We start from the raw sequence: 26772 nt of genomic DNA, 5'->3' as shown, positions 1-26772 counted from the left end.
GCTGTCGTTGATGATGCGCCGGAGGGCGGCCGGGGAAACGTGCGGCCCCGTCCGAACGGAATCCGAACGGACGGGGCCACACGTTTTGCGACACGTACCGGATCAGGCGGGTGCCGGACCGGGCGGGTGCCGGATCAGCCCTCGTCGGTGGCGGCCGTGACCGACGACGGTGCCTGCTGGGCGGCCGCCGCGGTCTTCTTCGACGCCGTCTTCTTGGCCGTGGCCTTCTTGGCGGTCGTCGTCTTGGCCGCCTTCTTGGCGGTGGCCTTCTTCGCGGTCGTCGTCTTCTTGGCCGCGGTCTTCTTGGTGGCGGCCTTCTTCGCCGTCGCCTTCTTGGCCGTCTTGCGGGCCGCCGCCTTCTTGGCCGGGGCCGCCTCCTCCGCGGCGCCCTCCGCCTCCGGGGCGTCCGCCGCGGCCGACGGGACGACCGTGACGGCCGCCTCCTCGGACGCGGTGGACGTGGTGGGCTTGCGCACCGCGCGGCGCCGCGGACGGGCCGGGGCCGCGCTCTCGGCCACCTCGCCGGCGGCCGGGGCCTCCGGCGCCTGCTCGGGCTCGGCCGGCTGCTCGGCCACCGGGGCCACCGTGCCGGCCGTCTCCGGGACCGTCAGTACGGCGGCCTCGGCGCCCTCGGGCGAACCGGCCGGTGCGGACACCTTCCGGGTGGCCCGGCGGCGGGTACGGCCCTTGGGCGCGGCCTCGTCCGACGCGGGCGCCGGGGACTCGGCCGGAGCCGGGGCCGGGGCGCCGGAGACGGCGTCCTCGACGGCGGCGGGCTCGGCCAGCACCTCGGCGGCGGGCTCGCGCCGCACGGGACGCTCGACCTCGTCCTTCACCGTGACGTCCTGCGCCGTCGGCCCCTCGGAGGGCACGGCCTCGGCCTTCGCCGTCTCACGCCCGGCCGTCTCGCCCTTGGCGGTCCCGGCCTTCGCCGTCTCGCCCTTGGCGGCCTTGGGCGCACCCGCCGGGGCGGACGCCCGACGGCTCGCGCGGCGCCGGCCGCGACCGCGCGTGGCGGCGGCCTCGGCCTCGGCGGCGCTGCTGTACAGCTCCTCGTCCGCGCTGAAGTCGGGCGCCGGGAGGGCGACCGGCTCGGCCACCTCGGCGGCGACCTCGGCCTCGGACTCGGTGTCCGCCTCCTGCTCCGGCGTCGGCCCGGTCTCGACCCCGGCGACGGCCTCGTGCTCGTGCGGCTGGTCGGCCCCGGCCCGTGCCCGCTTGCGGCGCTTGCCACCGCCGCCGCCACCGGCCGCGGACGGCTGGTCGAGGTGGACGATGACACCGCGGCCGTTGCAGTGGACGCAGGTCTCCGAGAACGACTCCAGCAGACCCTGGCCGACCCGCTTGCGGGTCATCTGGACCAGGCCCAGCGAGGTCACCTCGGCGACCTGGTGCTTGGTCCGGTCCCGGCCCAGGCACTCCAGCAGGCGCCGCAGCACCAGGTCCCGGTTGGACTCGAGCACCATGTCGATGAAGTCGATGACGATGATGCCGCCGAGGTCGCGCAGCCGCAGCTGGCGCACGATCTCCTCGGCCGCCTCCAGGTTGTTCCTGGTGACCGTCTCCTCGAGGTTGCCGCCCTGACCGGTGAACTTGCCGGTGTTGACGTCGATGACGACCATCGCCTCGGTCCGGTCGATCACCAGCGAACCGCCGCTGGGCAGCCAGACCTTGCGGTCCAGCGCCTTGGCGAGCTGCTCGTCGATCCGGTACGTGGCGAAGACGTCGACCTCGCTGGTCCACCTGGACAGCCGCTCGGCGAGGTCCGGCGCCACGTGGGACACGTAGCCGTGGATGGTCTGCCAGGCGTCGTCGCCGCTGACGACGACCTTGGAGAAGTCCTCGTTGAAGATGTCGCGCACGACCCGGACGGTCATGTCCGGCTCGCCGTACAGCAGCGTGGGCGCGCCGGCGCTGCCGCCCTTGGCCTTCTTCTGGATGTCCTCCCACTGCGACTGGAGCCGCTCGACGTCACGGCGCAGCTCGTCCTCGCTGGCGCCCTCGGCGGCGGTGCGCACGATGACGCCCGCGTCCTCGGGGACGATCTTCTTCAGGATCGTCTTCAGGCGGGAGCGCTCGGTGTCCGGCAGCTTGCGGCTGATGCCGGTCATCGAGCCCTCGGGCACGTAGACCAGGTAGCGGCCGGGCAGCGAGACCTGGCTGGTCAGGCGGGCGCCCTTGTGGCCGATCGGGTCCTTGGTGACCTGCACGAGGACGGACTGGCCGGACTTGAGGGCGGACTCGATGCGGCGCGGGCCGTTCGCCATGCCCAGCGCCTCGAAGTTGACCTCACCGGCGTACAGGACGGCGTTGCGGCCCTTGCCGATGTCGATGAAGGCGGCCTCCATCGACGGCAGCACGTTCTGCACCTTGCCGAGGTAGACGTTGCCGACGTACGAGGTGGCCTGCTCCTTGTTGACGTAGTGCTCGACGAGCACGCCGTCCTCCAGGACGCCGATCTGGGTGCGCTCGCCGTGCTGGCGCACGACCATGACGCGCTCGACGGCCTCGCGGCGGGCCAGGAACTCGGCCTCGGTGATGATCGGCACACGCCGGCGGCCCTGCTCGCGGCCCTCGCGGCGGCGCTGCTTCTTGGCCTCCAGACGGGTGGAGCCCTTGATGGACTGCACCTCGTCGGACGGCTCGCTCTTCTCCCGCGCGGGGCGCGGCTCGCGGACCTTGACGACGGTGCGCTCGGGGTCGTCGGCGGAGGAGTCGCCCTCGCCGGAGCCGTCCCCGGCCCGGCGGCGACGGCGACGACGGCGCCGGCTGCTGCTGGACCCGCCGCTCTCGCCGGAGGTCTCCTCGCTCTCCTCGGCGTCCTCCTCCGCCTGCTCGGCGGTGTCCGCAGCGTCCTGATCGGCCCGATCGGCCTGCTCGGCGGCGGTGTGCTCGACCTCGCCGTCCGTCAGGTCGCCGTCGGCGGCGTCACCCCGGCGACGGCGACGGCCGCCCCGGCGACGGCGACGGCGCGAGCCGGACTCCTCGTAGCCGTCGGCGTCGTCGTGGTCGTGGTCGTCGCCCGACGCGTCGGACTCGGCCTCGGTCTCGGTCTCGTCGGCGGCCTGGGGCTCGGCCTCGGGCTCGCTGCGCGTGACGGCGGCGGTGGCCCGCTCCTCGGCGGCCTCCTCGGCGGCGGCACCCCGGCGCTTGCGGCGGCGGCGCGAGCCGGCCGGCTGCTCCTCCGGGGCCTGGGCGCTCTCCTCGGCCGGCTTCACCGGCTCGGCACCGGCCGCCTCGGCGGCGGCCTCGGCCGCGGCCCGCTCGGGCGTCTGGAACTGGGGCTCGGCGAACACGGGCGCCTGGAACACGGCGACCGCGGGACGCGACGGACGCTTGGGCGCGTCCGCCTCGTCGGACGCCCCGGCGGTCTGCGCGGGGGCGGCGAACCCGGAAGCGGCCTTACGGGTGGACCGGCGGCGCGCACGACGCGGGGCGGCTTCGTCGCCGGACTCGGCGGTCTCGGCCGGCGCGGCGGAGGCGGCGGGCTCCGCGGCCTGCGTGGTCTTCGCCGCCTTCGTGCTCTTGACGGCCTTCGCGGGCTCGGGGGCCGCCGCGGGCTCGCTCGCTTCGGCGGCGGCCTCGGCGGGCGCCTCGGCCGGGGCGGACACCCGCCGCGTGGCACGACGCCGGGTCCGGCCCTTCGGCGCGGCGCTCTCGGCCTCGGTCTCCTCCGCGGCGGGCGCCTCGACGGGCTCGGGGGCCGCGACGGGCTCGGGGGCCACGGCGGCGGCCGGCTCGGCGGCGGCAGTCTCGGTGGCCGAGGTCACGCTGCGCGTGGCGCGACGCCGGGTACGCCCCTTGGGCGCGGCGTCGTCGGTGGCGGCTTCGGCGGTCCCGGCAGGCTCCTCGGCCTGCGTCGGCGTCTCGGCGGCGGGGGTCGCGGGCACGACGGTCTCGGCCGTCTCCGGCTGCGCGGGAGCCCCGGCGGGCGCGGACGCACGGCGTACCGCACGACGCCGCGGCCGGGCGGGGGCGGCGGCCTCCGGAGCCGGCGCGGGGGCCTCGGTCGCCTCGGCGGGGGCCGGCTCGGCCGGCGCGACCGTCTCCGCGGGCGCCTCGGATCCACCGGACGGCGGACCCGCCGGGCGGGACGCGGCCCTGCGCCGGCGGCGCGGCGGCAGGGTGTCGCTGGGGGTGTTCGACTCTGAGTCCGTCGAGGTGGTCGACGACTCGGTGGGTTCGGTCGGTTCGAGCATGCGGGGGTTTCTCCCGTCAGGCTCCCGGGCGCCGCGCCTGGTCCGGCATCGACATGTCGACCGCCGGTGACGTCCGCGGCTCGCGCGGTGCGCGGTCGCCGCCGTCCGGGGCGCGGGCGCCGCTCGGAAGCTCATCCGTGTCTTGTCTCGCCGGTTCCGTACCCCTTGTCGTGCACGGCCTGGCGAAAGTCTTGTGGTCGGTGCGCTGCCCGACCCAGGTGGCTCCCGAGTTCGAGGGCGGCGCTACGACGTCCGTCCCTACGCGGAACCTTCCTTACGCCGGCGCCTTCGCGGCGGCGGAAGCGGCGGCCGGTTGCGGCTCGGGCACTTCTGCCTCGCGGTCGGGCGCGAGCGGGTCGGTCACCGCACCGGTCTCTTCATCGAACAGCCCCTGCGCCAGCCTGGTCACCGCTGCGGGGACCGGCGGCGCCAGGTCGGCCACGGCGCGAAGACCGGACAGGACGTCGTCGGGTCGTACGGCAGGCGTCACGTGCCGAACAACCAGCCGCAGTATCGCACAGGGCCGGTCGGTCGGCCTATCAGCCGGTGAACCGTGCGTGGTGACGCTCTCCAGGTGCGCGACGGCGGAGCGGGTGTCGAAGGTACGGACGCCGTTCTTCGTACGGCGCTGCACCTCCACCACCGGAGCCGCGTCGAAGGCCGCGACGGCCCTCTCGGCCTCGGCGGGCTCCACACCGTCCAGCCGCAGCTCCCACACGGAGGCCGTCAGCCGGTCGGCGAGCCCGGAGGTCCGGGCCTCGACCGCGTCGACGACGTCGAGCCCGGCGGGCAGCGACGCGTCGAGGAGCAGCCGCAGCCGCTCCGGGTCGCGCGCCTCGGTCAGCGCGATCTCCAGGTACTCCGCCTCACTGCCCGTGCCGGTGGGTGCGGCATTGGCGTACGACACCTTCGGGTGCGGGGTGAACCCCGCCGAGTACGCCATGGGCACCTCGGCGCGGCGCAGCGCACGCTCGAAGGCGCGCTGGAAGTCACGGTGGCTGGTGAACCGGAGGCGGCCGCGCTTGGTGTAACGCAGTCGGATGCGCTGCACCGCGGGAACGGGCGGCGGGCCTACGGGCTGTCGCTTGCCCAGTGTCGTTCAGTCCTTCGTGAGAGCGGTCGTACTGCTACCAAGAGTACGTGCCTCGGCGGCGGATGGTTCCCGCCGGTCCGCCGGCTGCCGCTCGGCGGGCTCCCCGAAGAGCGTCCGCCGCACGTCGGCACGGGCCCGCCGGACCCGAATCCGGCCACCGGCAGCGCCTGGCGGCTCCGCCGCGGCGACGCCCGCCGGTGCTCAGTGAGGAGAGGTACCGGCCGAGGGCCCTGCTCCCAGGAGTGCGAGGAGCCCGGGGAATCTCTTCTCGACGTCCGCGCGTCGCAGACGGATGCCCTTGCGGTTGCCGTAGTCGATCTCGTCGATGAGACCTGCCTCGCGCAGGACGCGGAAGTGGTGGGTCTGGGTCTGCTTCGAGATCGGAAGATCGAACGAGTTGCAGCCCCGCTCGCCGTCGCTGCGGTCGGCGGCCAACTCCGTCATCACCGAACGACGGTTCTCGTCGGCGAGGGCACGGAACACCGTACCCAGATCGAGCGCATCGGCCTCCGGGCCGACCAGGTTCCTCCCGGCCACGCGGCACCTCCTTCAGGTACGACTTGCATCGTACCTGAAGACCGTGCTTCCCTGAGGTACGAAATTGATCGTACCTGGGTCCGGTTGCGCCGCCCCTTGCCGCCGCGCCCTGTGACCGGCCCCGGCACTCGCCGGGGACCTGGTCATCGACACTCCGAGAGGTCATCGTCATGAAGAAGCCCGAGGTGCTGATAGTCGGTGCCGGAATCGCAGGGCCCGCACTCGCGTACTGGCTCTCCCGGAATGGCTACCGGCCGACGGTCGTCGAACACGCCCGGCAGCTGCGCTCCGGTGGTAGCGCGATCGTCGTGAAGGGGCCCGCGATCCCGGTCGCCGACCGCATGGGCGTCCTCCCGCAGCTCCGCGAGCTCGCCACCCGCAACCGGTCGCTGACCCTGCTCGACCCCGACGGCAGGCGAATCCTGCAGCTCCCGCTCACCTCGGACAAGGCGCCGACGGTCGAGGTGACCCGAGCCGACCTGTCCGAGGTGCTCCACCGGTCGGCGCAGACCGGGGCCGAGTTCTTGTTCGACGACACGGTCACCGCTCTCGACCAGGACGAGGGCGGGGTGGACGTCACCTTCCGGCGGTCCGCGCCACGGCGCTTCGACCTGGTGGTCGGTGCCGACGGGATGCACTCCACCGTACGGCGCCTGGTATTCGGCCCCGAGCGGCAGTTCGCGGGCGACCTGGGCCTGTACGGCGCGACCGTCCCGCTGGCCCCCGACGCCGTCGAGGACCCGACCGAGATGACGATGCTGACCGTGCCGAACCGAATGCTGGTCCTCCACCCCTCGCGGACCACCCCGCTCGCGATCTTCACCTTCCGGGCCGCACAGCCGACGCCCCACGACCGCAAGAACGTCGCCCTTCACAAGCAGACCGTGGCCGACGCCTACGCCGACGTGCGGTGGCGGGCACCGGAACTCGTGGCGGCCTTCCTCGACCACCCGGCTCCGTACTTCGACCCCCTGACCACCGTCCGGGTGCCCTCGTGGTCCCGCGGACGGGTCGTACTGCTCGGGGATGCGGCGGCGGCGACGGCCCTGCTGGGCGACGGGTCCAGCATGGCGATGGCGGGCGCGTACGCTCTCGCCGAAGAGCTCGCCGCCCATCCCGGTGACCACGCCCGCGCCTTCGCCGCCTACGAGGCGCGGCTCCGCCGTGAGGTGGGCCCGCGGCAGCGACGCGTCGGTCTGCTCTCCAGGCTCATGGTGCCCCGCACCCGGCCTGGCCTCGCGGTGCGCAACACGGTGGGCCGCGCGGCCGGTCGCACGAACCGGATCACCTCTCGCGAAGCCGCGAACCGGTAGACCGGGTCCGCGCCGACCGGTCACCGGCCGGCGCGCAGCTCCCCGGTAGCTCTCAGCCGGGCGGGCGCCGCCATGTCCCACGAGCCCGGCTCCGTGTCCCGCAGGGACCGCCCCACGACGACCGTGCGTCCCCCACCATGCGCACCGGCACGACCCGCATCAGCACCAGCACGACGATCCGCGCCGGCATCCGGACCGCCCCGGCCGGACACCCTCGGTCAGCTCCCGGTGACCGGCACGAGGGTCAGGTACGCGATGCCGAGGACGTCGCGGTAGCCGTTGACCCAGGACGACCGCTGGCCGTCGACCCGTTCCCGGGTCTCGGCGGCCAGGGGGTGGTCCGGGTGGGCGGCGAGCCAGAGCTCCGTGTCGTGGCGGTAGCCGGACTCGAACTCCTGCCACTCCTCACCGCTCGCCGACTCGATCCAGGCCGGGCGGAAGCCCGACTCGACGGCGAGGTCGACCAGCGGTCCGAGTTCGAGGTGATCGCCGGCGTGCGCTCCGGGCCACATCGCCGCGAGTTCCGCCTCCGACGGCGAGCGCTCCCAGAACCCCTCGCCGAGCACGACACGGCCGCCCGGGCGGACCAGACGGCGCAGCTCGCGCAGCACGGCACCGGGGTCGTACGGCTGTTCCGGGTCGCACAGCGCCTGGCCGGATCCCAGGCAGAGCACCGCGTCCACGGGTCCGCGCGACGTGCCGAGGGCCGACTCCTCCACGAACTCGACCCGGTCGGCGAGTCCGCGCTCCTTCGCGAGGTCCCTGCCCCTGGCCAGGTCTTCGGCGTTGATGTCCAGACCCACGCCGGTCGCCCCGGGGACGGACTCCAGAACGCGGAGCAGCAGTTCGCCCCAGCCGCAGCCTATGTCGAGGACGGTCGCGGGCGAGGCGGCGGCGAGCCGCGCGACCATGCGCCCGGCGCGGTCTTCGGAGAGCGGCCCGTGGAAGGTCAGACTGCCGAGACGCGGGGGAAGATCAGAAGCTGTCATGCGACGGACGTTAGCTCCTCCCGGGTGGCATGCCGAGCGATTAAGTCGCGGCCCGCAGGGAGAGGGACAGCCGGCGTCGCTCGTGGTCGACGTCCGTGACGACGACGGTGATCTCCTCGCCCACCCGCACCACGTCCTCCGGCGCCCCGACGGGTCCCGCGCTCAGCTCGGACAGGTGCACCAAGCCCTCGACGCCCTCTGCGACCTGTACGACGACACCGAACGGCAGAATTTTGGTCACCGGCCCGGTCAGTCTCCGGCCCACCGCGGTGCCCTCGACGAACCGCAGAAACGGGTCCGGACGAGTGGCCCGCAAGGACAGCCGGGCCTCACCGTTCCACGTGTCGAACTGCAAGAACTCGCAGCACACCCGCTGCCCGACCTCGACGACCTCCGACACCTCCTCGAGACGGCGCCAGGACAGCTCGGGGTACGTGATGAAGCCGACGCCTGGATAGACCGGGTGATCGGGGCCCTCGTCCAGCGACACGAACACGCCGAACGACTCGACCGCCGCCACCGTGCCGGCCAGGCGCCGGCCGGCACGGAGCCGCTTGAGGAACGCCCAGAGTTCCGGGTTCTCGGTGGCCGCCATCGACAGCCCCACCCGGCCCTCCTCCAGGTCCACGGAGAGCACCTCGGCGGTGACGCGCCGGCCGACCGCAGCAGCATCGGCCGTGCGTCGTTGCCAGGAGACATCCAGCGGCCCCACCACTCCGAGTGGACGGGCGGCGAACCCGTCCAGGGTCACCGTCACCTCGGACCGGGTGGTCGCCGCCACCACACCACTGCAGACATCACCGACCTGGATCGGTGCCAGAAAGCTCCTCATTGCCCGATCGGCCGACGCATCCCCCATGCCGCCCAGGATCCCACGCATCGGCCGGACGCCGAACGCCCCCGGATCAGCCGGTCGGAGCGGTGTTCTTGACCGTCAGCGGCAGCAGCTTCTTGCCGGTCGGACCGACCTGGATCTCGGTGTCCATCGCCGGGCAGACGCCGCAGTCGAAGCACGGCGTCCAGCGGCAGTCGTCGACCTCGGTCTCGTCGAGGGCGTCCTGCCAGTCCTCCCAGAGCCATTCCTTGTCGAGGCCGGAGTCCAGGTGGTCCCAGGGCAGGACCTCCTCGTAGCCGCGCTCGCGGGTGGTGTACCAGTCGACGTCGACGCCGGTGGGCTCCAGGGCCTTGTCGGCGCAGGCCATCCAGCGGTCGTAGGAGAAGTGCTCGCGCCAGCCGTCGAAGCGGCCGCCGTCGTCGTAGACGGCGCGGATGACGGCGCCGAGGCGGCGGTCGCCGCGGGAGAGGAGGCCCTCGACGATGCCGGGCTTGCCGTCGTGGTAGCGGAAGCCGATGGAGCGGCCGTACTTCTTGTCGCCGCGGATCTTGTCGCGGAGCTTCTGGAGGCGGGCGTCGGTCTCCTCGGCGGAGAGCTGCGGCGCCCACTGGAAGGGGGTGTGGGGCTTGGGGACGAAGCCGCCGATCGACACGGTGCAGCGGATGTCGCCGGAGCCGGAGACCTCGCGGCCCTTGGCAATGACGCGGGTGGCCATGTCGGCGATCTGGAGGACGTCGTCGTCGGTCTCGGTGGGCAGGCCGCACATGAAGTACAGCTTCACCTGGCGCCAGCCGTTGCCGTAGGCCGTCGCGACGGTACGGATGAGGTCGTCCTCCGAGACCATCTTGTTGATGACCTTGCGGATGCGCTCGGAGCCGCCCTCGGGGGCGAAGGTGAGGCCGGAGCGGCGGCCGTTGCGGGTCAGCTCGTTGGCCAGGTCGATGTTGAAGGCGTCGACGCGGGTGGAGGGGAGGGACAGACCGATCTTGTCCTCCTCGTACCGGTCGGCGAGGCCCTTGGCGACGTCGGCGATCTCCGTGTGGTCGGCGGAGGAGAGGGAGAGCAGGCCGACCTCCTCGAAGCCGGTCGCCTTGAGGCCCTTGTCGACCATCTCGCCGATGCCGGTGATGGAGCGCTCGCGCACCGGGCGGGTGATCATGCCGGCCTGGCAGAAGCGGCAGCCGCGGGTGCAGCCGCGGAAGATCTCCACGGACATGCGCTCGTGGACGGTCTCGGCGAGCGGGACGAGGGGCTGCTTGGGGTAGGGCCACTCGTCGAGGTCCATGACGGTGTGCTTCGAGACCCGCCACGGGACGCCGGAGCGGTTGGGGACGACGCGGGCGATGCGGCCGTCGGGGAGGTACTCGACGTCGTAGAAGCCGGGGACGTAGACGCCGCCGGTCTTCGACAGGCGCAGGAGGAGTTCCTCGCGGCCGCCGGGGCGGCCCTCGGCCTTCCAGGCGCGGATGATCGCGGTGACCTCCAGGACGGCCTGCTCGCCGTCGCCGATGACCGCGCAGTCGATGAAGTCCGCGATCGGCTCGGGGTTGAAGGCCGCGTGGCCACCGGCCAGGACGATCGGGTCGTCGATGCCGCGGTCCGCCGCCTCCAGGGGGATGCCCGCCAGATCGAGGGCGGTGAGCATGTTGGTGTAGCCCAGCTCCGTGGAGAAGGAGAGGCCGAACACGTCGAAGGCGCCGACCGGGCGGTGGCTGTCGACGGTGAACTGCGGGACGGAGTGCTCCCGCATCAGCTCCTCGAGGTCCGGCCACACGCTGTAGGTGCGCTCGGCGAGGACGCCCTGCTGCTCGTTGAGCACCTCGTAGAGGATCATGACGCCCTGGTTGGGCAGGCCGACCTCGTAGGCGTCGGGGTACATCAGGGCCCAGCGGACGTCGCAGGACTCCCAGTCCTTGACCGTGGAGTTCAGCTCTCCGCCGACGTACTGGATCGGCTTCTGCACATGCGGCAGCAGGGCTTCCAGCTGCGGGAACACGGACTCGGCGGCCGGGGAGGCTTCGGCAGGCATCTCACGGGACCTTCGTGTGCTGACAAGGGGGACCATCCAGCCTAACCCGGCCGGACCGGTCCCCCTTACCGCTCGCCCCTCGGGCACCGTACGGCTCACGCCCCGGTGCCGGTCTACGCCGACATCGGTCTCTGCACGGTGATCGACTGGAGCAGGCCGACCGCTATCCACACGGCGAACATGGAGGAGCCGCCGTAGGAGACGAACGGCAGGGGCAGGCCGGTGACCGGCATGATGCCGAGGGTCATGCCGACGTTCTCGAAGGTCTGGAAGGCGAACCAGGCGACGATACCGGCGGCGACGACCGTCCCGTACAGGTCGGGGGTGCCGCGGGCGATGCGGCAGGCGCGCCAGAGGACGACGCCGAGCAGGGCGATGATGAGGCCCGCGCCGAGGAAGCCCAGTTCCTCGCCGGCGACGGTGAAGACGAAGTCGGTCTGCTGCTCGGGGACGAAGCGGCCGGTGGTCTGGGAGCCCTCGAAGAGGCCGGAGCCGGTGAGTCCGCCGGAGCCGATGGCGATGCGCGCCTGGTTGGTGTTGTAGCCGACGCCCGCGGGGTCGAGGGCGGGATTGGCGAAGGCGGCGAAGCGGGCGATCTGGTAGTCGTCCAGGATGCCGAGCTGCCACACGGCGAGCGCCCCGGCCGTGCCGGCGCCGAGCAGCCCGAAGATCCAGCGGTTGCTGGCGCCGGAGGCGAGCAGGACGCCGAGCACGATGATGACCATGACCATGACCGACCCGAGGTCGGGCATGAGCATCACGATCAGCATCGGCACGGTGGCCAGGCCCAGGGCCTGGAGCACGGTCCGGTGGTCGGGGTGCGGGCGGTCCCCGGCGTCGACGCGGGCGGCCAGCAGCATCGCCATGCCCAGGATGATCGTGATCTTCACGAACTCCGAGGGCTGCAACGAGAAGCCGCCGGGGAGCTTGATCCAGGAGTGGGCGCCGTTGATGGTCGAGCCGAGCGGGGTGAGCACCAGCAGGATCAGGAACACCGAGAAGCCGTACAGGAGCGGCACGGCGGTGCGCAGGGCGCGGTGGCCGAGCCAGACGGTGGCGACCATCAGGGCGAGGCCGATGCCGGTGTTCAGGAGGTGCCGGGTGAGGAAGTAGTACTGGTCGCCCTGGTTGAGTTCGGTGCGGTTGCGGGTCGCCGAGTAGACGAGGAGCGAGCCCATCAGGGAGAGCGCCACGGCGGCCGTCAGTATCGGCCAGTCGAGCCGCCGGGCCATGGAGTCCCGGGCGAAGAGGCGGGCCCAGCCGCCCTTGTCGGGGCCGTATCCGGAGATGTGGAAGCTGTTGCCGGTCATGCGCGTGCCCTCCGGCTTCTGCCCCCGGCGCCCGGCCGGGTGCCGCGCCCGGTGCCGCGTGCGCCGCCTCGCCGTCGGTGGCGGCGGGTGTCGCGGTTCTCCCCGTTCTGGTTGGGGGTGGCCGCCGGCTGGTCGCCCTCCTCGACGGGGGCGTACTCCTCGTCCGGGGAGGCCTTCTCGTCGGGCTGGAGCTCCTTGACGACGTCCTTGGGCATCTTCGGCGAGAGGATGGTCCCGTCCGTCTTGATCTTCGGGAGGCTCGCCTGCGGCTTGGGCAGCAGCGCCTTCTTCGGGTCGATGTCGCCGTCGTCGGAGACGCCGTACAGGGCGTCGTAGATGTTGCGGACGGCCGGGCCGGAGGCGCCGGAGCCGGTGCCGCCCTGGGAGATCGTCATGACGATCGAGTAGTCCTTGGTGTACGTCGCGAACCAGGACGTGGTCTGCTTGCCGTAGACCTCGGCGGTACCGGTCTTGGCGTGCATCGGGATCTTGTCCTGCGGCCAGCCGACCTGGGCGAACCGCCAGGCCGCGGTGCCCCGGCTGGCGACGCCGGCGAGGGCCTCGTCCATCTTGGCCAGCGTGGTCTTGCTTATGGGCAGCTTGCCGTGCGCGGTGGGTTCGATCTCGCGGACGGTCTTGCCGTCGGGGCTGACGATCGCCTTGCCGATGCTCGGGTCGTACATGGTGCCGCCGTTGGAGATGGCCGCGTAGATGGTGGCCATCTGGATGGGGGTGACGAGGGTGTCGCCCTGGCCGATGGAGTAGTTGATGGAGTCACCGGCGCGCATCTTGTTGCCGCTGTGGCAGTTCTCGTACGCGATCTTCTCTACGTAGGAGCCGTCCTTCTTGCCGGACTTGCACCAGGCGTCCTTGTTGGCCTCCCAGTAGTCCTGCTTCCACTGGCGGTCGGGGACGCGGCCGGAGACCTCGTTGGGGAGGTCGATGCCGGTCTTGGCGCCGAGGCCGAACTGGTGGGCGGCCTTGTAGAAGTAGTCGTTGGGGTCCTTGGGGTGCATCCCGCCGTCCTTCTTCCACTCCTGGTGGGCCAGGCGGTAGAAGACGGTGTCGCAGGAGAGTTCCAGGGCGCGGCCGAGGCTGATCGGGCCGTAGCTGGCCGACTCGAAGTTCTTGAAGACCTGGCCGCCGACGTTGTAGGCGCTGGAGCAGTCGTACCTGCCGTCGAACTCGTAACCGGCCTCGACCGCGGCGGCCGAGGAGACCACCTTGAAGATGGAGCCGGGGGCCGCCTGGCCCTGGGTGGCGCGGTTGAGCAGCGGGTAGTTGGACTCCTTGCCGGTGAGCGCCTTGTAGTCCTTGGCGGAGATGCCGCCCACCCAGGCGTTGGGGTCGTAGTCGGGGTTGGAGGCCATGGCGACGACGCGGCCGGTCTTGGCCTCCATCACCACGACCGCGCCGGCGTCGGCCTCGTAGAGCCGGTTGGTGTTGCGGTCCATCTCCTTGCGGGCGGCCTTCATCGCCTCGTTCAGCTCGTACTCGGCGACGCGCTGGACGCGGGCGTCGATGCTGGTGACGAGGTTGGCGCCGGGGGTGCCGGGGTCGGACTCGGCCTCGCCGATGACGCGGCCGAGGTTGTCGACCTCGTAGCGGGTGACGCCGGCCTTGCCGCGCAGTGCCCTGTCGTACTGGCGCTCCAGGCCGGAGCGGCCGACCTGGTCGGAGCGCAGGTAGGGCGAGTCGGTGTCCTCGGCCTTCTTCAGCTCCTCGTCGGTGACCGGTGAGAGGTAGCCGAGGACCTGGGCGGTGTTGGACTTGCCGGGGGCGGCGTAGCGGCGTACGGCCATGGGTTCGGCGGTGATGCCGGGGAAGTCCTCGGCGCGCTCGCGGATCTGCAGGGCCTGCTTGACGGTGGCCTCGTCGGTGACGGGGATCGGCTGGTAGGGCGAGCCGTTCCAGCAGGGCTGGGGGGTCTCGGCGTCGCAGAGGCGGACCTTGTCGATGACGTCCTGGGGCTTCATGCCGAGGACGCCGGCGAGCTTGGTGAGGACGGCCTTGCCGTCGTCCTTCATCTTCAGCAGGTCGGTGCGGGAGGCGGAGACGACCAGCCGGGTCTCGTTGTCGGCGAGGGCGACGCCGCGGGCGTCCAGGATCGAGCCGCGGGTGGCGGGCTGGACGACCTGCTGGACGTGGTTTCCGGAGGCCTCCGCGGCGTACTCGTCGCCCTGGCGGATCTGGAGGTACCAGAGCCGGCCGCCGAGGGTGGCGAGGAGGGAGAGGACGAGGACCTGGATGACGACGAGCCGGGTCTGGACGCGGGTGCTGCGGCCGGTCTCCGGAATGTTAGTCATGGGCGCGGCCCGTCCGCTTGAGGGTGGTGGTGGGCGACGGGTGGGAGTGGGTCACTGCTCTACTGCCTCCCCCTCGTGAGGTGTGTGCTCCTGGTGTGCTGCCGCGTCCTCACAGGCGCTTGACCCCCTTGATGCGTCCGGCGCGGGCCACGCGGGCGCGGGCCGTCTTCACCCGCAGGGCGTTGCGCTGTCTGCCGATGCGCAGGCCGGTGCCGCCGGAGAGCCAGCCGGAGGAGATGTCGGGGCTCTGGGCGGCGGAGTTGGTGTCGGCCAGCGGGTCGTTGTCGGCGCGGCGGGCGAGCGCCATGATGCCGGGGACGACGAAGGGCGCGAGCAGCAGGTCGTAGAGGGCGGCCGTGAACAGCAGGCTGGGCAGGCCGACATGGCGGGCGGCGGTGTCGCCGACGAGGGCGCCGACGCCGGCGTAGAGCAGGGTGGTGCCGACGGCGGCGGCGACCACGACGACCATGGGGCCGGTGGCCGAGCGGAGCCGTCCGTTGTCCGGTTTGGCGAGGCCGGCGAGGTAGCCGATGACGCAGAGCACGAGGGCGTAGCGGCCGGCGGCGTGGTCGGCGGGCGGGGCGAGGTCGGCGAGGAGTCCGGCGCCGAAGCCGACGAGGGCGCCGCCGACGTGGCCGTAGACCAGGGCGAGGCCGAGGACGGTGAGCAGCAGCAGGTCGGGGACGGCGCCGGGCAGGTGGAGGCGGGCGAGGACGCTCACCTGGATCACCAGGGCGACGACGACCAGGGCGACGGACAGCAGGATCCGGTTGACGCGCATGGGGTGAAGGCTCCTACGGCTCGGTCTGCTCGTTCTGCTGGTCGGTCTGGTCGTTCTGACCGCCGGTGTCGCTCTGACCGGTGGCGTCGTTCTGACCGCCGGTGTCGCTCTGGCCGGTGTCGTTCTGACCGGTGCCGCCGTCCTGGGCCTGGCCCTCGGGGTCGGCCCCGGGGGTCACGGTCACCGTCACGGTCGGCGTGGGCTCGGGCTGCTTCTTCTCCGGGAGCACCGTGTCGCGCGGGTCCTTCGCCGGGGCCTGGACGACGACGCCGACGATGTCGAGCTTGGTGAAGCTGACGAACGGCGTGACGTCGAGGATGCGGGTCAGGTCGCCGCCGTTGGGGTCGACGCGGGTGATGGTGCCGACGGGCACGCCCGGCACGAAGGGCTTGTCGGCCTGCGAGCCGAAGGTGACGAGGCGGTCGCCCTTCTTGACGTCGGCCTTGCCGTTGAGGAGTTCGACGCGCAGCGGGCGGCTGCCCTGGCCGGAGGCGAAGCCGAGTTCGTCGCCGGACTCCATCCGGGTGCCGACGGTGAAGTCGGGATCGTTGGCGAGCAGCACGGTGGCGGTGTTCGGGCCGACGGTGGTGACGCGGCCGACGAGGCCGTCGCCGTTGAGGACGGTCATGTCGCGCTCGATGCCGTCGTTCGCGCCGACGTCGATGGTGACGGTCCAGGAGAAGCCCTGGGCCGCTCCTATGGCGATCACCTGGGCGCCCTTGATGCCGTACTGGCCGGCTCCGGCGAGTCCGAGCATCTTGTCGAACTGCTTGAGCCGGCTGCGGCCGCGCTCGTCGCTGCCGAGCTTCGCCTTCAGCGCCGCGTTCTCCGTCGCCAGCTGCGCCAGCCGGTCGTGCCGGTCGCCGGAGTCGCGGATCGCGGAGACGGCGTTGCCGACCGGATCGACCGCGGACGACACCCCGTTCTCGATCGGGCCGAAGACGGTGGCCGCGGCCTGCCGGGCACCGTCGACCGGTGAGTCCTCCCCGCCGCGGATGTCCACCGTGATCAGTGCGAACGCGATGGCGATCAGCAGCACCAGGAGCAGCCGGCTCTCTTTCGTGTCCCTCACGTGCGGCGGCCGTGCCTTCCTCGTCGAAATTCGGGAATCTCGGAATGTACGTGGCGATGTTCAGGAATTCGGGGATGCGGTGCTTCGGGCGTGTGCGGCGCATCGGGCACTTCACCGCATCCGCTACCGCAACCCTCTATATCAACGATCCGCCGCACGAGAGGAGATCGTCTCGTACGGCGGAACCGAAGTGTTACGTCATCTGCGCGGCGAGGCGTCCAGCACCTGCTGGAGTGCCTCGAACTCCTCGACGCACTTGCCGCTGCCGAGCGCGACGCTGTCGAGCGGGTCCTCGGCGATGTGGATCGGCATTCCGGTCTCCCGGCGCAGCCGTTCGTCGAGCCCGCGCAGCAGCGCCCCGCCGCCGGTCAGGACGATGCCCCGGTCCATGATGTCGCCGGACAGCTCCGGCGGACACTTGTCGAGGGTGGTCTTGACGGCGTCGACGATGGCGTTGACCGGCTCCTCGATCGCCTTGCGCACTTCGGCGGCGGAGATGACGACGGTCTTGGGCAGCCCGGAGACGAGGTCCCGGCCGCGGATTTCGGTGTGCTCGTCGGAGTCGAGGTCGTACGCAGAACCGATCGTGATCTTGATCTGTTCGGCCGTGCGCTCGCCCAGCAGAAGGCTGTACTCCTTCTTCACGTGCTGGATGATCGCGTTGTCCAGCTCGTCACCCGCGACGCGGATGGACTGGGCCGTGACGATGCCGCCGAGCGAGATGACCGCGACCTCCGTGGTGCCGCCGCCGATGTCCACCACCATGTTGCCCGTGGCCTCGTGGACCGGCAGGCCGGAGCCGATGGCCGCGGCCATGGGCTCCTCGATGATGTGCACCTGTCGGGCGCCGGCCTGGGACGACGCCTCGATGACGGCGCGGCGCTCGACGCCGGTGATGCCCGAGGGCACACAGACGACGACCCGCGGCCGAGCCAGATACCGCCGCTTGTGGATCTTCAGGATGAAGTAGCGGAGCATCCGCTCGGTGATCTCGAAGTCGGCGATGACGCCGTCCTTCAGCGGGCGCACGGCAACGATGTTGCCGGGCGTGCGCCCGATCATCTTCTTCGCTTCGGCGCCGACCGCGAGGATGCCACCGGTGTTGGTGTTGATCGCGACGACGGACGGCTCGTTGAGTACGATCCCGCGACCCCTGACGTACACCAGCGTGTTGGCGGTCCCGAGGTCGACAGCCATGTCACGGCCGATGAACGACATTGAGTTCCCCATCAGGATTCGACTGGCCTTCCCAGGAGCTTTTGAGGGCTTTTCAGGTAGGCGAAGTGGGTGCAGTGACGCGTGGAGGCTTCCATCGTAGACGCGCTTTCGCGAACACTGCGCGAGGGTCTTCGCCATTGTCAGCAGATGGCGCACCGCCTCGCTTGTGGAGACGGGCCAACGGTGGGATCCGTTCCCCCGAACAGGCGCGCATATGCCACAGGGCGGTCGCTTTTACGCGACCGCCCCGGCTCCGCCCGGTCCATTCGACTGACGCGGTGTCAGAAAAAAAGCCTCTCCGGCGTGTCCCGAAGACGGATCGGAACAGACGGATCGGAACAGATGGACCGGACCAGATGGATCGGACCAGACGGATCGGACCAGACGGATCAGACCCGGCCCGGGAAGAAGATCTTCAGCTCGCGCTCGGCGGACTCCTCGGAGTCGGAGGCGTGGATCAGGTTCTCGCGGACGATCACACCGAAGTCGCCCCGGATGGAGCCGGGGGCCGCGGCGATCGGGTCGGTCGGGCCGGCCAGCGCGCGCACGCCCTCGATGACCCGCTCGCCCTCGACGACCATCGCCACGACCGGCCCGGACGCCATGAACTCGACCAGCGGCTCGTAGAACGGCTTGCCCTTGTGCTCGCCGTAGTGCTGCTCCAGCGTCTCGGCGTCCAGGGTGCGCAGTTCCAGCGCGGTGATCTGCCAGCCGGCCTTGCGCTCGATACGGCTGATGATCTCGCCGGTCAGGCCACGACGGACGGCGTCGGGCTTGAGGAGGACGAGGCTGCGCTGGGTCACGAGGGCTCCCTTGGAGATGTTCGAGATGTGTCGTGCGGGTGATGACTGAGGTTACCGGGCGTGTCGCGGCCCCGGTCACGCAGCGTCAGGCCTACCGCGTCCGGCCGGCCCCGGTCGCCGCGGTCGCCCCGGTCGCCGCGGTCGCCGTCCGGCGCCTTCAGGCGGGGTCGGGCGCGGAGGCCTCGGCCTGGGCGGCGAACCTCGCCTTCGCCTCGTCGATCTTCCGCCCGTAGTGCACGGACGCCCACCACAGGGCGGCGAAGATCGCGCCCAGGAAGAACATGGTCGGCACGACGAAACCGGCGGCGATCAGGGCGACCTGGAGCGCCCAGCCGAGGGCGACGCCGCCGGGCCGGGTGATGACCCCGCACAGCAGCACGCTGAGGAGCATCGCGATGCCGCTGACCGTCCACACCGTCGCCGTGGACAGGTCCGGGTCCTTCATGGCGACCAGTCCGGCGAAGCCGATCACGAAGAACTCGCCGATCAGCGTCGAAGCACAGAGCGTACGCACGGTTACTCAGCCCCTCCTCAGGAGCAGTCGGGCCTCGCCGACGGTGATGACGGAACCGGTGACGAGCACACCGCCGCCCGCGAACTCGCCCTCCTCCTCGGCCAGCGTGATCGCGGCCTCCAGGGCGTCCGGCAGCCGCGGCTCGACCTGGACGCGGTCCTCGCCGAAGACCTCGACGGCGACCGCGGCCAGCTCGTCGGCGTCCATCGCGCGGTGGCTGGAGTTCTGGGTGACGACGACCTCGGCGAAGACCGGCTCGAATGCCTCGAGCAGCCCCCGCACGTTCTTGTCGCCGCTGGTGCCGACCACACCGATGAGCCGGCTGAACTGGAAGGCCTCCCCCACCGCCTCGGCGGTGACCCGGGCCCCCGCCGGGTTGTGCGCGGCGTCCAGCACCACGGTCGGCGAACGCCGCACGACCTCCATCCGCCCCGGGGAGGCGACGGAGGCGAAGGCCTTGCGCACGGTGTCGACGTCCAGCGGGTCGGGACGCTGCGCCCCGACGCCGAAGAACGCCTCGACGGCGGCCAGCGCGACGGCCGCGTTGTGCGCCTGGTGGGCGCCGTGCAGCGGCAGGTAGACCTCGGTGTACTCGCCGCCGAGCCCGCGCAGCGTCACCAGCTGCCCGCCGACGGCGACCTCGCGGGCGACGACGCCGAACTCCAGGCCCTCGCGGGCCACGGTGGCATTGACGTCCACGGCCTTCTTCAGCATCACCTGCGCCGCGTCCACCGGCTGCTGGGCCAGGATCACGGTGGCGTCCTGCTTGACGATGCCGGACTTCTCGACCGCGATCTCGCCGGGCGTCCCGCCGAGCCGGTCGGTGTGGTCCAGGTCGATGGGGGTGACGACGGCGACGTCCCCGTCGATGACGTTGGTGGCGTCCCAGGAGCCGCCCATCCCGACCTCGACGACGGCCACGTCCACGGGCGCGTCGGCGAAGGCCGCGTACGCCATGCCGGTCAGCACCTCGAAGAACGACAGCCGGTACTCCTGCTGCGCGTCGACCATCTCGACGTACGGCTTGACGTCCTCGTACGTCTCGACGAACCGCTCGGCGGAGATCGGCGCCCCGTCCAGGCTGATCCGCTCGGTGATCGACTGCACGTGCGGCGAGGTGTACCGCCCGGTGCGCAGCTCGAAGGCGCCGAGCAGGGCCTCGATCATGCGGGCGGTGGAGGTCTTGCCGTTGGTCCCGGTGATGTGGATGGAGGGGTACGAGCGCTGCGGCTCGCCCAGTACGTCCATCAGCGCGGCGATCCGGGTGACGGACGGCTCCAGCTTGGTCTCGCCCCAGCGGGTCGCCAGCTCCGTCTCGACGGCGCGCAGGGCCGCGTCCACCTCGGGGTCCTCGGGGCGCCCGGGGACGTCGGCCTCCGGGGGCCCGCCCTGGGTGCGGAGGGTGCGGCTGCCGGCCTCGATGACGGCGAGGTCGGGGTCGCGGGTGGTCTCCGCGTCGATGATCTCGTCGAAGGAGTCGAGGGGGTCGGAGGGGTCGGGCTGGTCGTTCTGGCCGGGGTTGTCGCTCACGGGGACAGTCTACGTACCCGCCGCTGCGGGCAGTCGTGCCGCTGGGGCGGCACGGGTGGGCGCGGCGGCACCCCGTCAGCGCCGGGCTGCGCGACTGCCTCCCGGGGCGCCGACGGAATGGGGTGGTTGAGGTCTCGCGGCGAGTGCGGCGCCGTTGTGGCCGGTCGCGCAGTTCCCCGCGCCCCTGGGCAAGTGACGGCCCCCGGCGCCAGCACGGTACCGGGGGCCTTCTTGACGTAACGGCACCTACGCCTCCGGCAGCTTCTCCAGCTGGGCGGTGATGCGGGCGATGTCCTCGTCCGCCTTGGCGAGGCGGCCGCGGATCTTGTCGACGACCTGGTCCGGCGCCTTCACCAGGAACGCCTCGTTGCCGAGCTTGGCGTTCGCCTGGGCCTTCTCCTTCTCGGCCGCCGCGAGGTCCTTCGCCAGCCGCTTGCGCTCGGCGGCGAAGTCGATGACCCCGGAGAGGTCGAGGGCCACCTCGACGCCCGCGACCGGCAGCGTGGCCGTCGCCGTGAAGGCGTCGCCCTCCGGCTGGAGCCGCAGCAGCTGGCGGACGGCCGCCTCGTGGGCCGCGAGCGCGCTGCCCGCGAGGGTCAGCCGGGCCGGCACCCGCTGGCCGGGCTGGAGCCCCTGGTCGGCACGGAAGCGGCGGACCTCGGTGATGACGGACTGGACGGTCTCGATCTCCCGCTCGGCGGCGGCGTCCCGGAACCCGGAGTCGGACGGCCACTCGGCGATGACGACCGACTCGCCACCCGTGAGCGTCGTCCACAGCGTCTCGGTGACGAAGGGGACGACCGGGTGGAGGAGACGCAGCGTCACGTCCAGGACCTCGCCCAGGACCCGCTTCGAGACCTCGGCCGCCTCGCCGCCCGCCTGGAAGGTGGTCTTGGACAGCTCGACGTACCAGTCGAAGACCTCGTCCCAGGCGAAGTGGAACAGGGCGTCCGAGAGCTTCGCGAACTGGTAGTCCTCGTAGTACGCGTCGACCTCGGCGACCACCGAGTTCAGGCGGGAGAGGATCCAGCGGTCGGTCGAGGACATCCTCGACGCGTCCGGCAGCGGGCCGTCCACCGTCGCGCCGTTCATCAGCGCGAAGCGGGTGGCGTTCCAGATCTTGTTGGCGAAGTTCCGCGAGCCCTGGACCCAGTCCTCGCCGATCGGGACGTCGACGCCCGGGTTGGCGCCGCGCGCGAGGGTGAAGCGGAGGGCGTCGGAGCCGTACTTGTCCATCCAGTCCAGCGGGTTCACGACGTTCCCGAAGGACTTGGACATCTTCTTGCCGTTCTGGTCACGGACCATGCCGTGCAGGGCGATGGTGTGGAACGGCGGGGTGCCGTCCATCGCGTAGAGGCCGAACATCATCATCCGGGCGACCCAGAAGAAGAGGATGTCGTAGCCGGTGACCAGGACCGAGTTCGGGTAGAACTTCGCGAGCGACTCGGTCTGCTCGGGCCAGCCCAGCGTGGAGAAGGGCCACAGGCCGGAGGAGAACCAGGTGTCCAGGACGTCGGAGTCCTGGTACCAGCCCTCGCCGGTCGGCGGCTCCTCGTCGGGGCCGACGCAGACGACCTCACCGTTCGGCCCGTACCAGACGGGGATGCGGTGGCCCCACCACAGCTGGCGCGAGATGCACCAGTCGTGGAGGTTGTCGACCCAGTCGAAGTACCGCTTCTCCATCTCCTGCGGGTGGATCTTGACCTTGCCGTCGCGGACGGCGTCCCCGGCGGCCTTGGCCAGCGGGCCGACCTTGACCCACCACTGCATGGACAGGCGCGGCTCGATGGTGGTCTTGCAGCGCGAGCAGTGGCCGACGGAGTGGACGTAGGGCCGCTTCTCGGCGACGATCCGGCCCTCGGCGCGCAGCGCGGCGACGATGGCGGAGCGGGCCTCGAGCCGGTCCTGGCCCTGGAAGGGGCCGTGGGCGGTGATGACGGCGTGCTCGTCCATCACGGCGATGGCGGGCAGGCCGTGCCGCTGGCCGATCTCGAAGTCGTTCGGGTCGTGGGCGGGCGTCACCTTGACGGCGCCGGTGCCGAACTCGGGGTCGACGTGCTCGTCGGCGACGACCGGGATGGAGCGGTCGGTCAGCGGCAGCTTGATGAGCTTGCCGACCAGGTGCTTGTAGCGCTCGTCCTCGGGGTGGACGGCGACGGCGGTGTCGCCGAGCATCGTCTCCGCGCGGGTGGTGGCGACGACGATGGTCTCGTCGCCCTCCCCGTACTTCATGGAGACCAGCTCGCCGTCGTCGTCCTGGTACTCGACCTCGATGTCGGAGATCGCGGTCAGGCAGCGCGGGCACCAGTTGATGATGCGCTCGGCGCGGTAGATCAGCTCGTCGTCGTAGAGCCGCTTGAAGATGGTCTGGACGGCCTGGGAGAGCCCCTCGTCCATGGTGAACCGCTCACGCGACCACGCGACGCCGTCTCCCAGACGGCGCATCTGGCCGCTGATCTGCCCGCCGGACTCGCTCTTCCACTGCCAGACGCGCTCGACGAAGGCCTCCCGGCCGAGGTCGTGCCGGGACTTGCCCTCCTTGCCCAGCTCGCGCTCGACGACGTTCTGCGTGGCGATGCCGGCGTGGTCCATGCCGGGCTGCCACAGCGTCTCGTAGCCCTGCATGCGCTTGCGGCGGGTCAGGGCGTCGATGAGCGTGTGCTCGAAGGCGTGCCCGAGGTGCAGGCTGCCCGTGACGTTCGGCGGCGGGATGACGACGGTGTACGGCGGCTTGTCGCTCTTCGCGTCGGCCTCGAAGTAACCCCGTTCTACCCAGCGCTCGTACAGCTGCCCCTCTACCTCGGCCGGCGTGTACTGGGTCGGCAGTTCGGTGCTGGGTGCGGGCTGCGGCTGCTGAGAGTTCTCGGTCACGGGGGTCAGTTTACGGGCGTCACGGCCCTGTCCCGAAACGCGTTTCTTCTGTAACGGTGCGGCCCCCGGTGACCTGCGCCCGCCGGGCCTGAGTCAGGATGTCAGAACCACGTAAAGCATCTGAGGGGGAACCCCGAATGAGTCACAACCAGCCGGGCCCGTACGGCGGGCAGCCCCAGCAGCCCGGACCGTACGGCCAGCCGGGTCCGTACGGCCAGCAACCGCCGCAGGCCCCCCAGCCCGGCTACGGCTACCCCCAGCAGACCCCTCCCCCGCAGCAGCCGGGCTACGGCTACCCGCAGCAGTCCCAGCAGGGCGGCGTCCCGCCGCAGACTCCGCCGTACGGCCAGCAGCCCGGCTACGGCCAGCAGGCCCCTTACGGTCAGCAGCCGCCGTACGGCCAGCAGCCCTACGGCATGCCGCAGCCCCCGGCGGCGGGCGGCGGCGGCAAGAAGACCGGCCTGATCATCGGAGCGGTCGCCGTCGTGGCGGCGATCGGCGTGGGCGCGTACTTCGTGTTCGGCGGCAGCGGGAGCGGCGGCGGCTCGGACATCGCCGACGACGGGCCGCACAAGCTGACGACTCCGGCCACGGTGCTCGGTGAGTACACGAAGGGCGAGAGCGACAGCGGCACCATGGACGAGAGCGATCTGAAGGACGCCGAGTCCTGGGGGGTGAAGGACGCCAAGGACGTCAGCGCCTCGTACACCGCGGAGAACAAGGACAACCCGCTGGCGAGCAAGCAGATGATGTTCGCCGGTGTCTACGGCACCATCGACGACCCCGAGGCGGCCGTCGACGCGATGTTCGCCCACATGAAGAAGGAAAGCGAGAAGGGCGGCGACGACGAGGACGTCACGCTGCAGGGCGAGCCGAAGGAGTACAAGCCGGACTCCCTGGAGGGCGCCATCATCAAGTGCCAGCAGGCGGAGGTCGACAACTCCAGCGGCGGCGCCAACGAGCCCAAGAAGATGAACATGACGTACTGCATCTGGGGTGACCACAGCACGCTGGGCTGGGTCATGCCGATGGACATCCTGGACATCGCCGCAGGCAAGAGCGGTGACCCGGACAAGGCGGCCGAGATCACCGCCAAGCTCCGCAAGGAAGTTCGCGTCAAGGCCTGACGCGAACGCGCGACAACGTGGAAGGGGCCCGGTCACTCGACCGGGCCCCTTCACGTGTGTGCGTACGGTGCGGCTACGCCGTCTTCTGCTCGCCCGAGCCGCGGCCCCGCGAATCCCGGGGAATGAGCGTCGGGTTGACGTTGGAGAGGACCACGTCCGCCGTGATGACGACGCGGGCCACGTCCTTGCGGGACGGGACCTCGTACATCACGCCCTGGAGGACTTCCTCCATGATGGCGCGCAGGCCGCGCGCGCCGGTCTGGCGGAGGATGGCCTGGTCGGCGATGGCCTCCAGGGCCTCGCGCTCGAAGTCCAGCTCGACGCCGTCGAGTTCGAAGAGGCGCTCGTACTGCTTGACGAGCGCGTTGCGCGGCTCGACCAGGATCTGGAGGAGCGCCTCGCGGTCGAGGTTGTGGACGGAGGTGATGACGGGCAGCCGGCCGATGAACTCGGGGATCATGCCGAACTTGACCAGGTCCTCCGGCATGACCTGCTCGAACTGGTCCTTGGACTCGATCTCCCGCTTGGAGCGGATCTGCGCGCCGAAGCCGATGCCCTTGGCACCCGCGCGGCCCTCGATGATCTTCTCCAGGCCCGCGAAGGCGCCGCCCACGATGAACAGGACGTTCGTCGTGTCGATCTGGATGAACTCCTGGTGCGGGTGCTTGCGTCCGCCCTGCGGCGGGACCGAGGCCGTGGTGCCCTCGAGGATCTTCAGCAGGGCCTGCTGGACGCCCTCGCCCGACACGTCGCGGGTGATGGAGGGGTTTTCACTCTTCCGCGCGACCTTGTCGATCTCGTCGATGTAGATGATCCCGGTCTCGGCCTTCTTGACGTCGTAGTCCGCGGCCTGGATCAGCTTCAGCAGGATGTTCTCGACGTCCTCGCCGACGTACCCCGCCTCGGTGAGCGCCGTGGCGTCGGCGATCGCGAACGGGACGTTCAGCATGCGGGCGAGGGTCTGGGCGAGGAGGGTCTTGCCGGAACCCGTGGGCCCCAGCAGGAGGATGTTGGACTTCGCCAGCTCGATGGCGTCCTCGCGGCCCTGGGCGCCGCCGTTCTCGCCGGCCTGGACCCGCTTGTAGTGGTTGTACACCGCGACGGAGAGCGCCTTCTTGGCCGCCTCCTGGCCGACCACGTAGCTCTCGAGGAACTCGTAGATCTCGCGGGGCTTCGGGAGCTCCTCCCAGCGGACCTCGCTGGTCTCCGCCAGCTCTTCCTCGATGATCTCGTTGCAGAGGTCGATGCACTCGTCGCAGATGTACACACCGGGCCCTGCGATGAGCTTCTTGACCTGCTTCTGGCTCTTCCCGCAGAACGAGCACTTGAGCAGATCGCCGCCGTCACCGATGCGTGCCACGGTGTGCTTCCCCTTCGCCTGGGAGACTCCTGGACGTCGACGTCGCGTCAACGCGCAGCGGACTCCTGGTGCTGCCTTATGTCCGACGGTACCTTGCCGGGCCCCTCGTCCGGGCCCCCCTTGGCACGGTTCCCTTTGACGTGAATCGCGTCAAACCGTGCCAAGGAGCGGCAGACGATACAGCCTCCCGCCTAGCGGAGAGAGGAGTTGTCCATCTTCCGGGTGGTGATGATCTGGTCGATCAGGCCGTAGGCCAGCGAGTCCTCGGCCGTGAGGATCTTGTCGCGCTCGATGTCCTCGCGGATCTTCTCGACCGGCGTGGTGGAGTGCTTGGCCAGCATCTCCTCCAGCTGCGAGCGCATCCGCAGGATCTCGTTGGCGGCGATCTCCAGGTCGGAGACCTGGCCGCGGCCGGTCTCGCTGTACGGCTGGTGGATCAGGACGCGGGCGTTCGGCAGCGCCATGCGCTTGCCGGGCGTACCGGCGGCCAGCAGGACGGCGGCGGCGGAGGCGGCCTGGCCCATGCACACCGTCTGGATGTCCGGCTTCACGTACTGCATCGTGTCGTAGATGGCCGTGAGCGCGGTGAAGGAGCCGCCGGGGCTGTTGATGTAGATCGAGATGTCCCGGTCGGGGTCCATCGACTCCAGGCACAGCAGCTGCGCCATGACGTCGTTGGCCGAGGCGTCGTCGATCTGCACGCCGAGGAAGATCACGCGCTCCTCGAAGAGCTTCGCGTACGGGTCGTACTCGCGCACGCCCTGCGAGGTGCGCTCGACGAAGCGCGGGATGACGTAGCGGGACTCGGCGGACGGGCCGGTGTACTCGGCACGCGAGCGGTCGTACAGGCCGCTGCCGGGGAAGTCGTTCACAGTGTCTCCTGTA

The 26772-nt window shown here is 71.2% G+C and carries 19 protein-coding genes; 2 read left to right on the top strand and 17 right to left on the bottom strand.

The annotated features are described in order from the left end of the window. Positions 1 to 134 precede the first annotated feature (134 nt). The 3 genes from Sco07f_RS02065 to Sco07f_RS02055 all read right to left on the bottom strand — a co-directional run bounded on the left by Sco07f_RS02065 (position 135) and on the right by Sco07f_RS02055 (position 5829). Entirely contained in the window at positions 135 to 4199 is a 4065-nt protein-coding gene (locus Sco07f_RS02065) for an Rne/Rng family ribonuclease (protein ID WP_108986761.1), read from the bottom strand. A gap of 274 nt (positions 4200 to 4473) precedes the next feature. Then, the gene (locus tag Sco07f_RS02060; RefSeq protein ID WP_007449804.1) at positions 4474 to 5250 is read right to left on the bottom strand and encodes a TIGR03936 family radical SAM-associated protein; all 777 of its coding nucleotides are present in this window, start codon (positions 5248 to 5250) and stop codon (positions 4474 to 4476) included. A gap of 243 nt (positions 5251 to 5493) precedes the next feature. Beyond that, entirely contained in the window at positions 5494 to 5829 is a 336-nt protein-coding gene (locus Sco07f_RS02055) for an ArsR/SmtB family transcription factor (RefSeq protein WP_087790965.1), read from the bottom strand. A 170-nt stretch (positions 5830 to 5999) separates the two neighbouring features. On the opposite strand from Sco07f_RS02055, the gene Sco07f_RS02050 reads away from it, so the two are divergent. Beyond that, a complete protein-coding gene (locus tag Sco07f_RS02050) occupies positions 6000 to 7142 on the top strand; it encodes an FAD-dependent monooxygenase (protein WP_087790964.1) in 1143 nt (380 codons plus the stop codon). Between the two features lie 218 nt (positions 7143 to 7360). On the opposite strand, the gene Sco07f_RS02045 is transcribed toward Sco07f_RS02050, so the two are convergent. The 12 genes from Sco07f_RS02045 to Sco07f_RS01990 all read right to left on the bottom strand — a co-directional run bounded on the left by Sco07f_RS02045 (position 7361) and on the right by Sco07f_RS01990 (position 23400). Next, positions 7361 to 8131: an SAM-dependent methyltransferase gene (locus Sco07f_RS02045; protein ID WP_087790963.1), complete on the bottom strand. Its 771-nt coding sequence runs from the start codon at positions 8129 to 8131 to the stop codon at positions 7361 to 7363. A gap of 40 nt (positions 8132 to 8171) precedes the next feature. Continuing rightward, entirely contained in the window at positions 8172 to 8912 is a 741-nt protein-coding gene (locus Sco07f_RS02040; RefSeq protein ID WP_387918102.1) for a S1 RNA-binding domain-containing protein, read from the bottom strand. A gap of 124 nt (positions 8913 to 9036) precedes the next feature. Beyond that, positions 9037 to 10995 (bottom strand): TIGR03960 family B12-binding radical SAM protein, encoded by a 1959-nt coding sequence (locus tag Sco07f_RS02035; RefSeq protein WP_007449809.1) that lies wholly within the window; start codon positions 10993 to 10995, stop codon positions 9037 to 9039. Between the two features lie 113 nt (positions 10996 to 11108). Then, positions 11109 to 12305: a rod shape-determining protein RodA gene (gene rodA, locus Sco07f_RS02030; protein WP_087790958.1), complete on the bottom strand. Its 1197-nt coding sequence runs from the start codon at positions 12303 to 12305 to the stop codon at positions 11109 to 11111. Continuing rightward, a complete protein-coding gene (gene mrdA / locus Sco07f_RS02025; RefSeq protein WP_108986759.1) occupies positions 12302 to 14611 on the bottom strand; it encodes a penicillin-binding protein 2 in 2310 nt (769 codons plus the stop codon). The genes rodA and mrdA overlap by 4 nt, the downstream gene beginning before the upstream one ends. A gap of 109 nt (positions 14612 to 14720) precedes the next feature. After that, positions 14721 to 15392, bottom strand: coding sequence for a rod shape-determining protein MreD (mreD, locus tag Sco07f_RS02020; protein ID WP_007449813.1), 672 nt, complete (start codon positions 15390 to 15392; stop codon positions 14721 to 14723). Positions 15393 to 15405: 13 nt separating this feature from the next. Next, positions 15406 to 16464, bottom strand: coding sequence for a rod shape-determining protein MreC (mreC, locus tag Sco07f_RS02015; RefSeq protein ID WP_108986758.1), 1059 nt, complete (start codon positions 16462 to 16464; stop codon positions 15406 to 15408). Between the two features lie 198 nt (positions 16465 to 16662). Then, positions 16663 to 17682, bottom strand: coding sequence for a rod shape-determining protein (locus tag Sco07f_RS02010; protein WP_007449816.1), 1020 nt, complete (start codon positions 17680 to 17682; stop codon positions 16663 to 16665). Positions 17683 to 18071: 389 nt separating this feature from the next. Further along, positions 18072 to 18485, bottom strand: coding sequence for a nucleoside-diphosphate kinase (gene ndk, locus Sco07f_RS02005; RefSeq protein ID WP_007449819.1), 414 nt, complete (start codon positions 18483 to 18485; stop codon positions 18072 to 18074). Between the two features lie 157 nt (positions 18486 to 18642). Beyond that, entirely contained in the window at positions 18643 to 18999 is a 357-nt protein-coding gene (locus Sco07f_RS02000; RefSeq protein WP_054100498.1) for a DUF4233 domain-containing protein, read from the bottom strand. A gap of 6 nt (positions 19000 to 19005) precedes the next feature. After that, positions 19006 to 20529 carry a bifunctional tetrahydrofolate synthase/dihydrofolate synthase gene (gene folC / locus Sco07f_RS01995; RefSeq protein WP_107417675.1) on the bottom strand — a complete coding sequence of 508 codons (1524 nt, stop codon included), beginning with the start codon at positions 20527 to 20529 and terminating at the stop codon, positions 19006 to 19008. 246 nt (positions 20530 to 20775) lie between these two features. Further along, the gene (locus Sco07f_RS01990) at positions 20776 to 23400 is read right to left on the bottom strand and encodes a valine--tRNA ligase (RefSeq protein WP_108986757.1); all 2625 of its coding nucleotides are present in this window, start codon (positions 23398 to 23400) and stop codon (positions 20776 to 20778) included. A 137-nt stretch (positions 23401 to 23537) separates the two neighbouring features. Here Sco07f_RS01990 and Sco07f_RS01985 point away from each other — a divergent pair, with 137 nt between their 5' ends. Then, positions 23538 to 24527 (top strand): hypothetical protein, encoded by a 990-nt coding sequence (locus Sco07f_RS01985; protein WP_087790956.1) that lies wholly within the window; start codon positions 23538 to 23540, stop codon positions 24525 to 24527. Between the two features lie 73 nt (positions 24528 to 24600). On the opposite strand, the gene clpX is transcribed toward Sco07f_RS01985, so the two are convergent. Continuing rightward, a complete protein-coding gene (gene clpX / locus Sco07f_RS01980) occupies positions 24601 to 25887 on the bottom strand; it encodes an ATP-dependent Clp protease ATP-binding subunit ClpX (protein ID WP_007449827.1) in 1287 nt (428 codons plus the stop codon). Positions 25888 to 26078: 191 nt separating this feature from the next. Next, on the bottom strand, positions 26079 to 26759 hold the full coding sequence (locus tag Sco07f_RS01975) for an ATP-dependent Clp protease proteolytic subunit (protein ID WP_007449830.1): 681 nt from the start codon (positions 26757 to 26759) through the stop codon (positions 26079 to 26081). Between the last annotated feature and the right edge of the window lie 13 nt (positions 26760 to 26772).

The organism is Streptomyces coelicoflavus (genome assembly GCF_003112555.1).
GTDB classification, from domain to species: Bacteria; Actinomycetota; Actinomycetes; order Streptomycetales; family Streptomycetaceae; genus Streptomyces; species Streptomyces coelicoflavus.
Note: the sequence above shows the minus strand (reverse complement) of the source record. Positions and strands in the feature narration are given on the sequence as shown.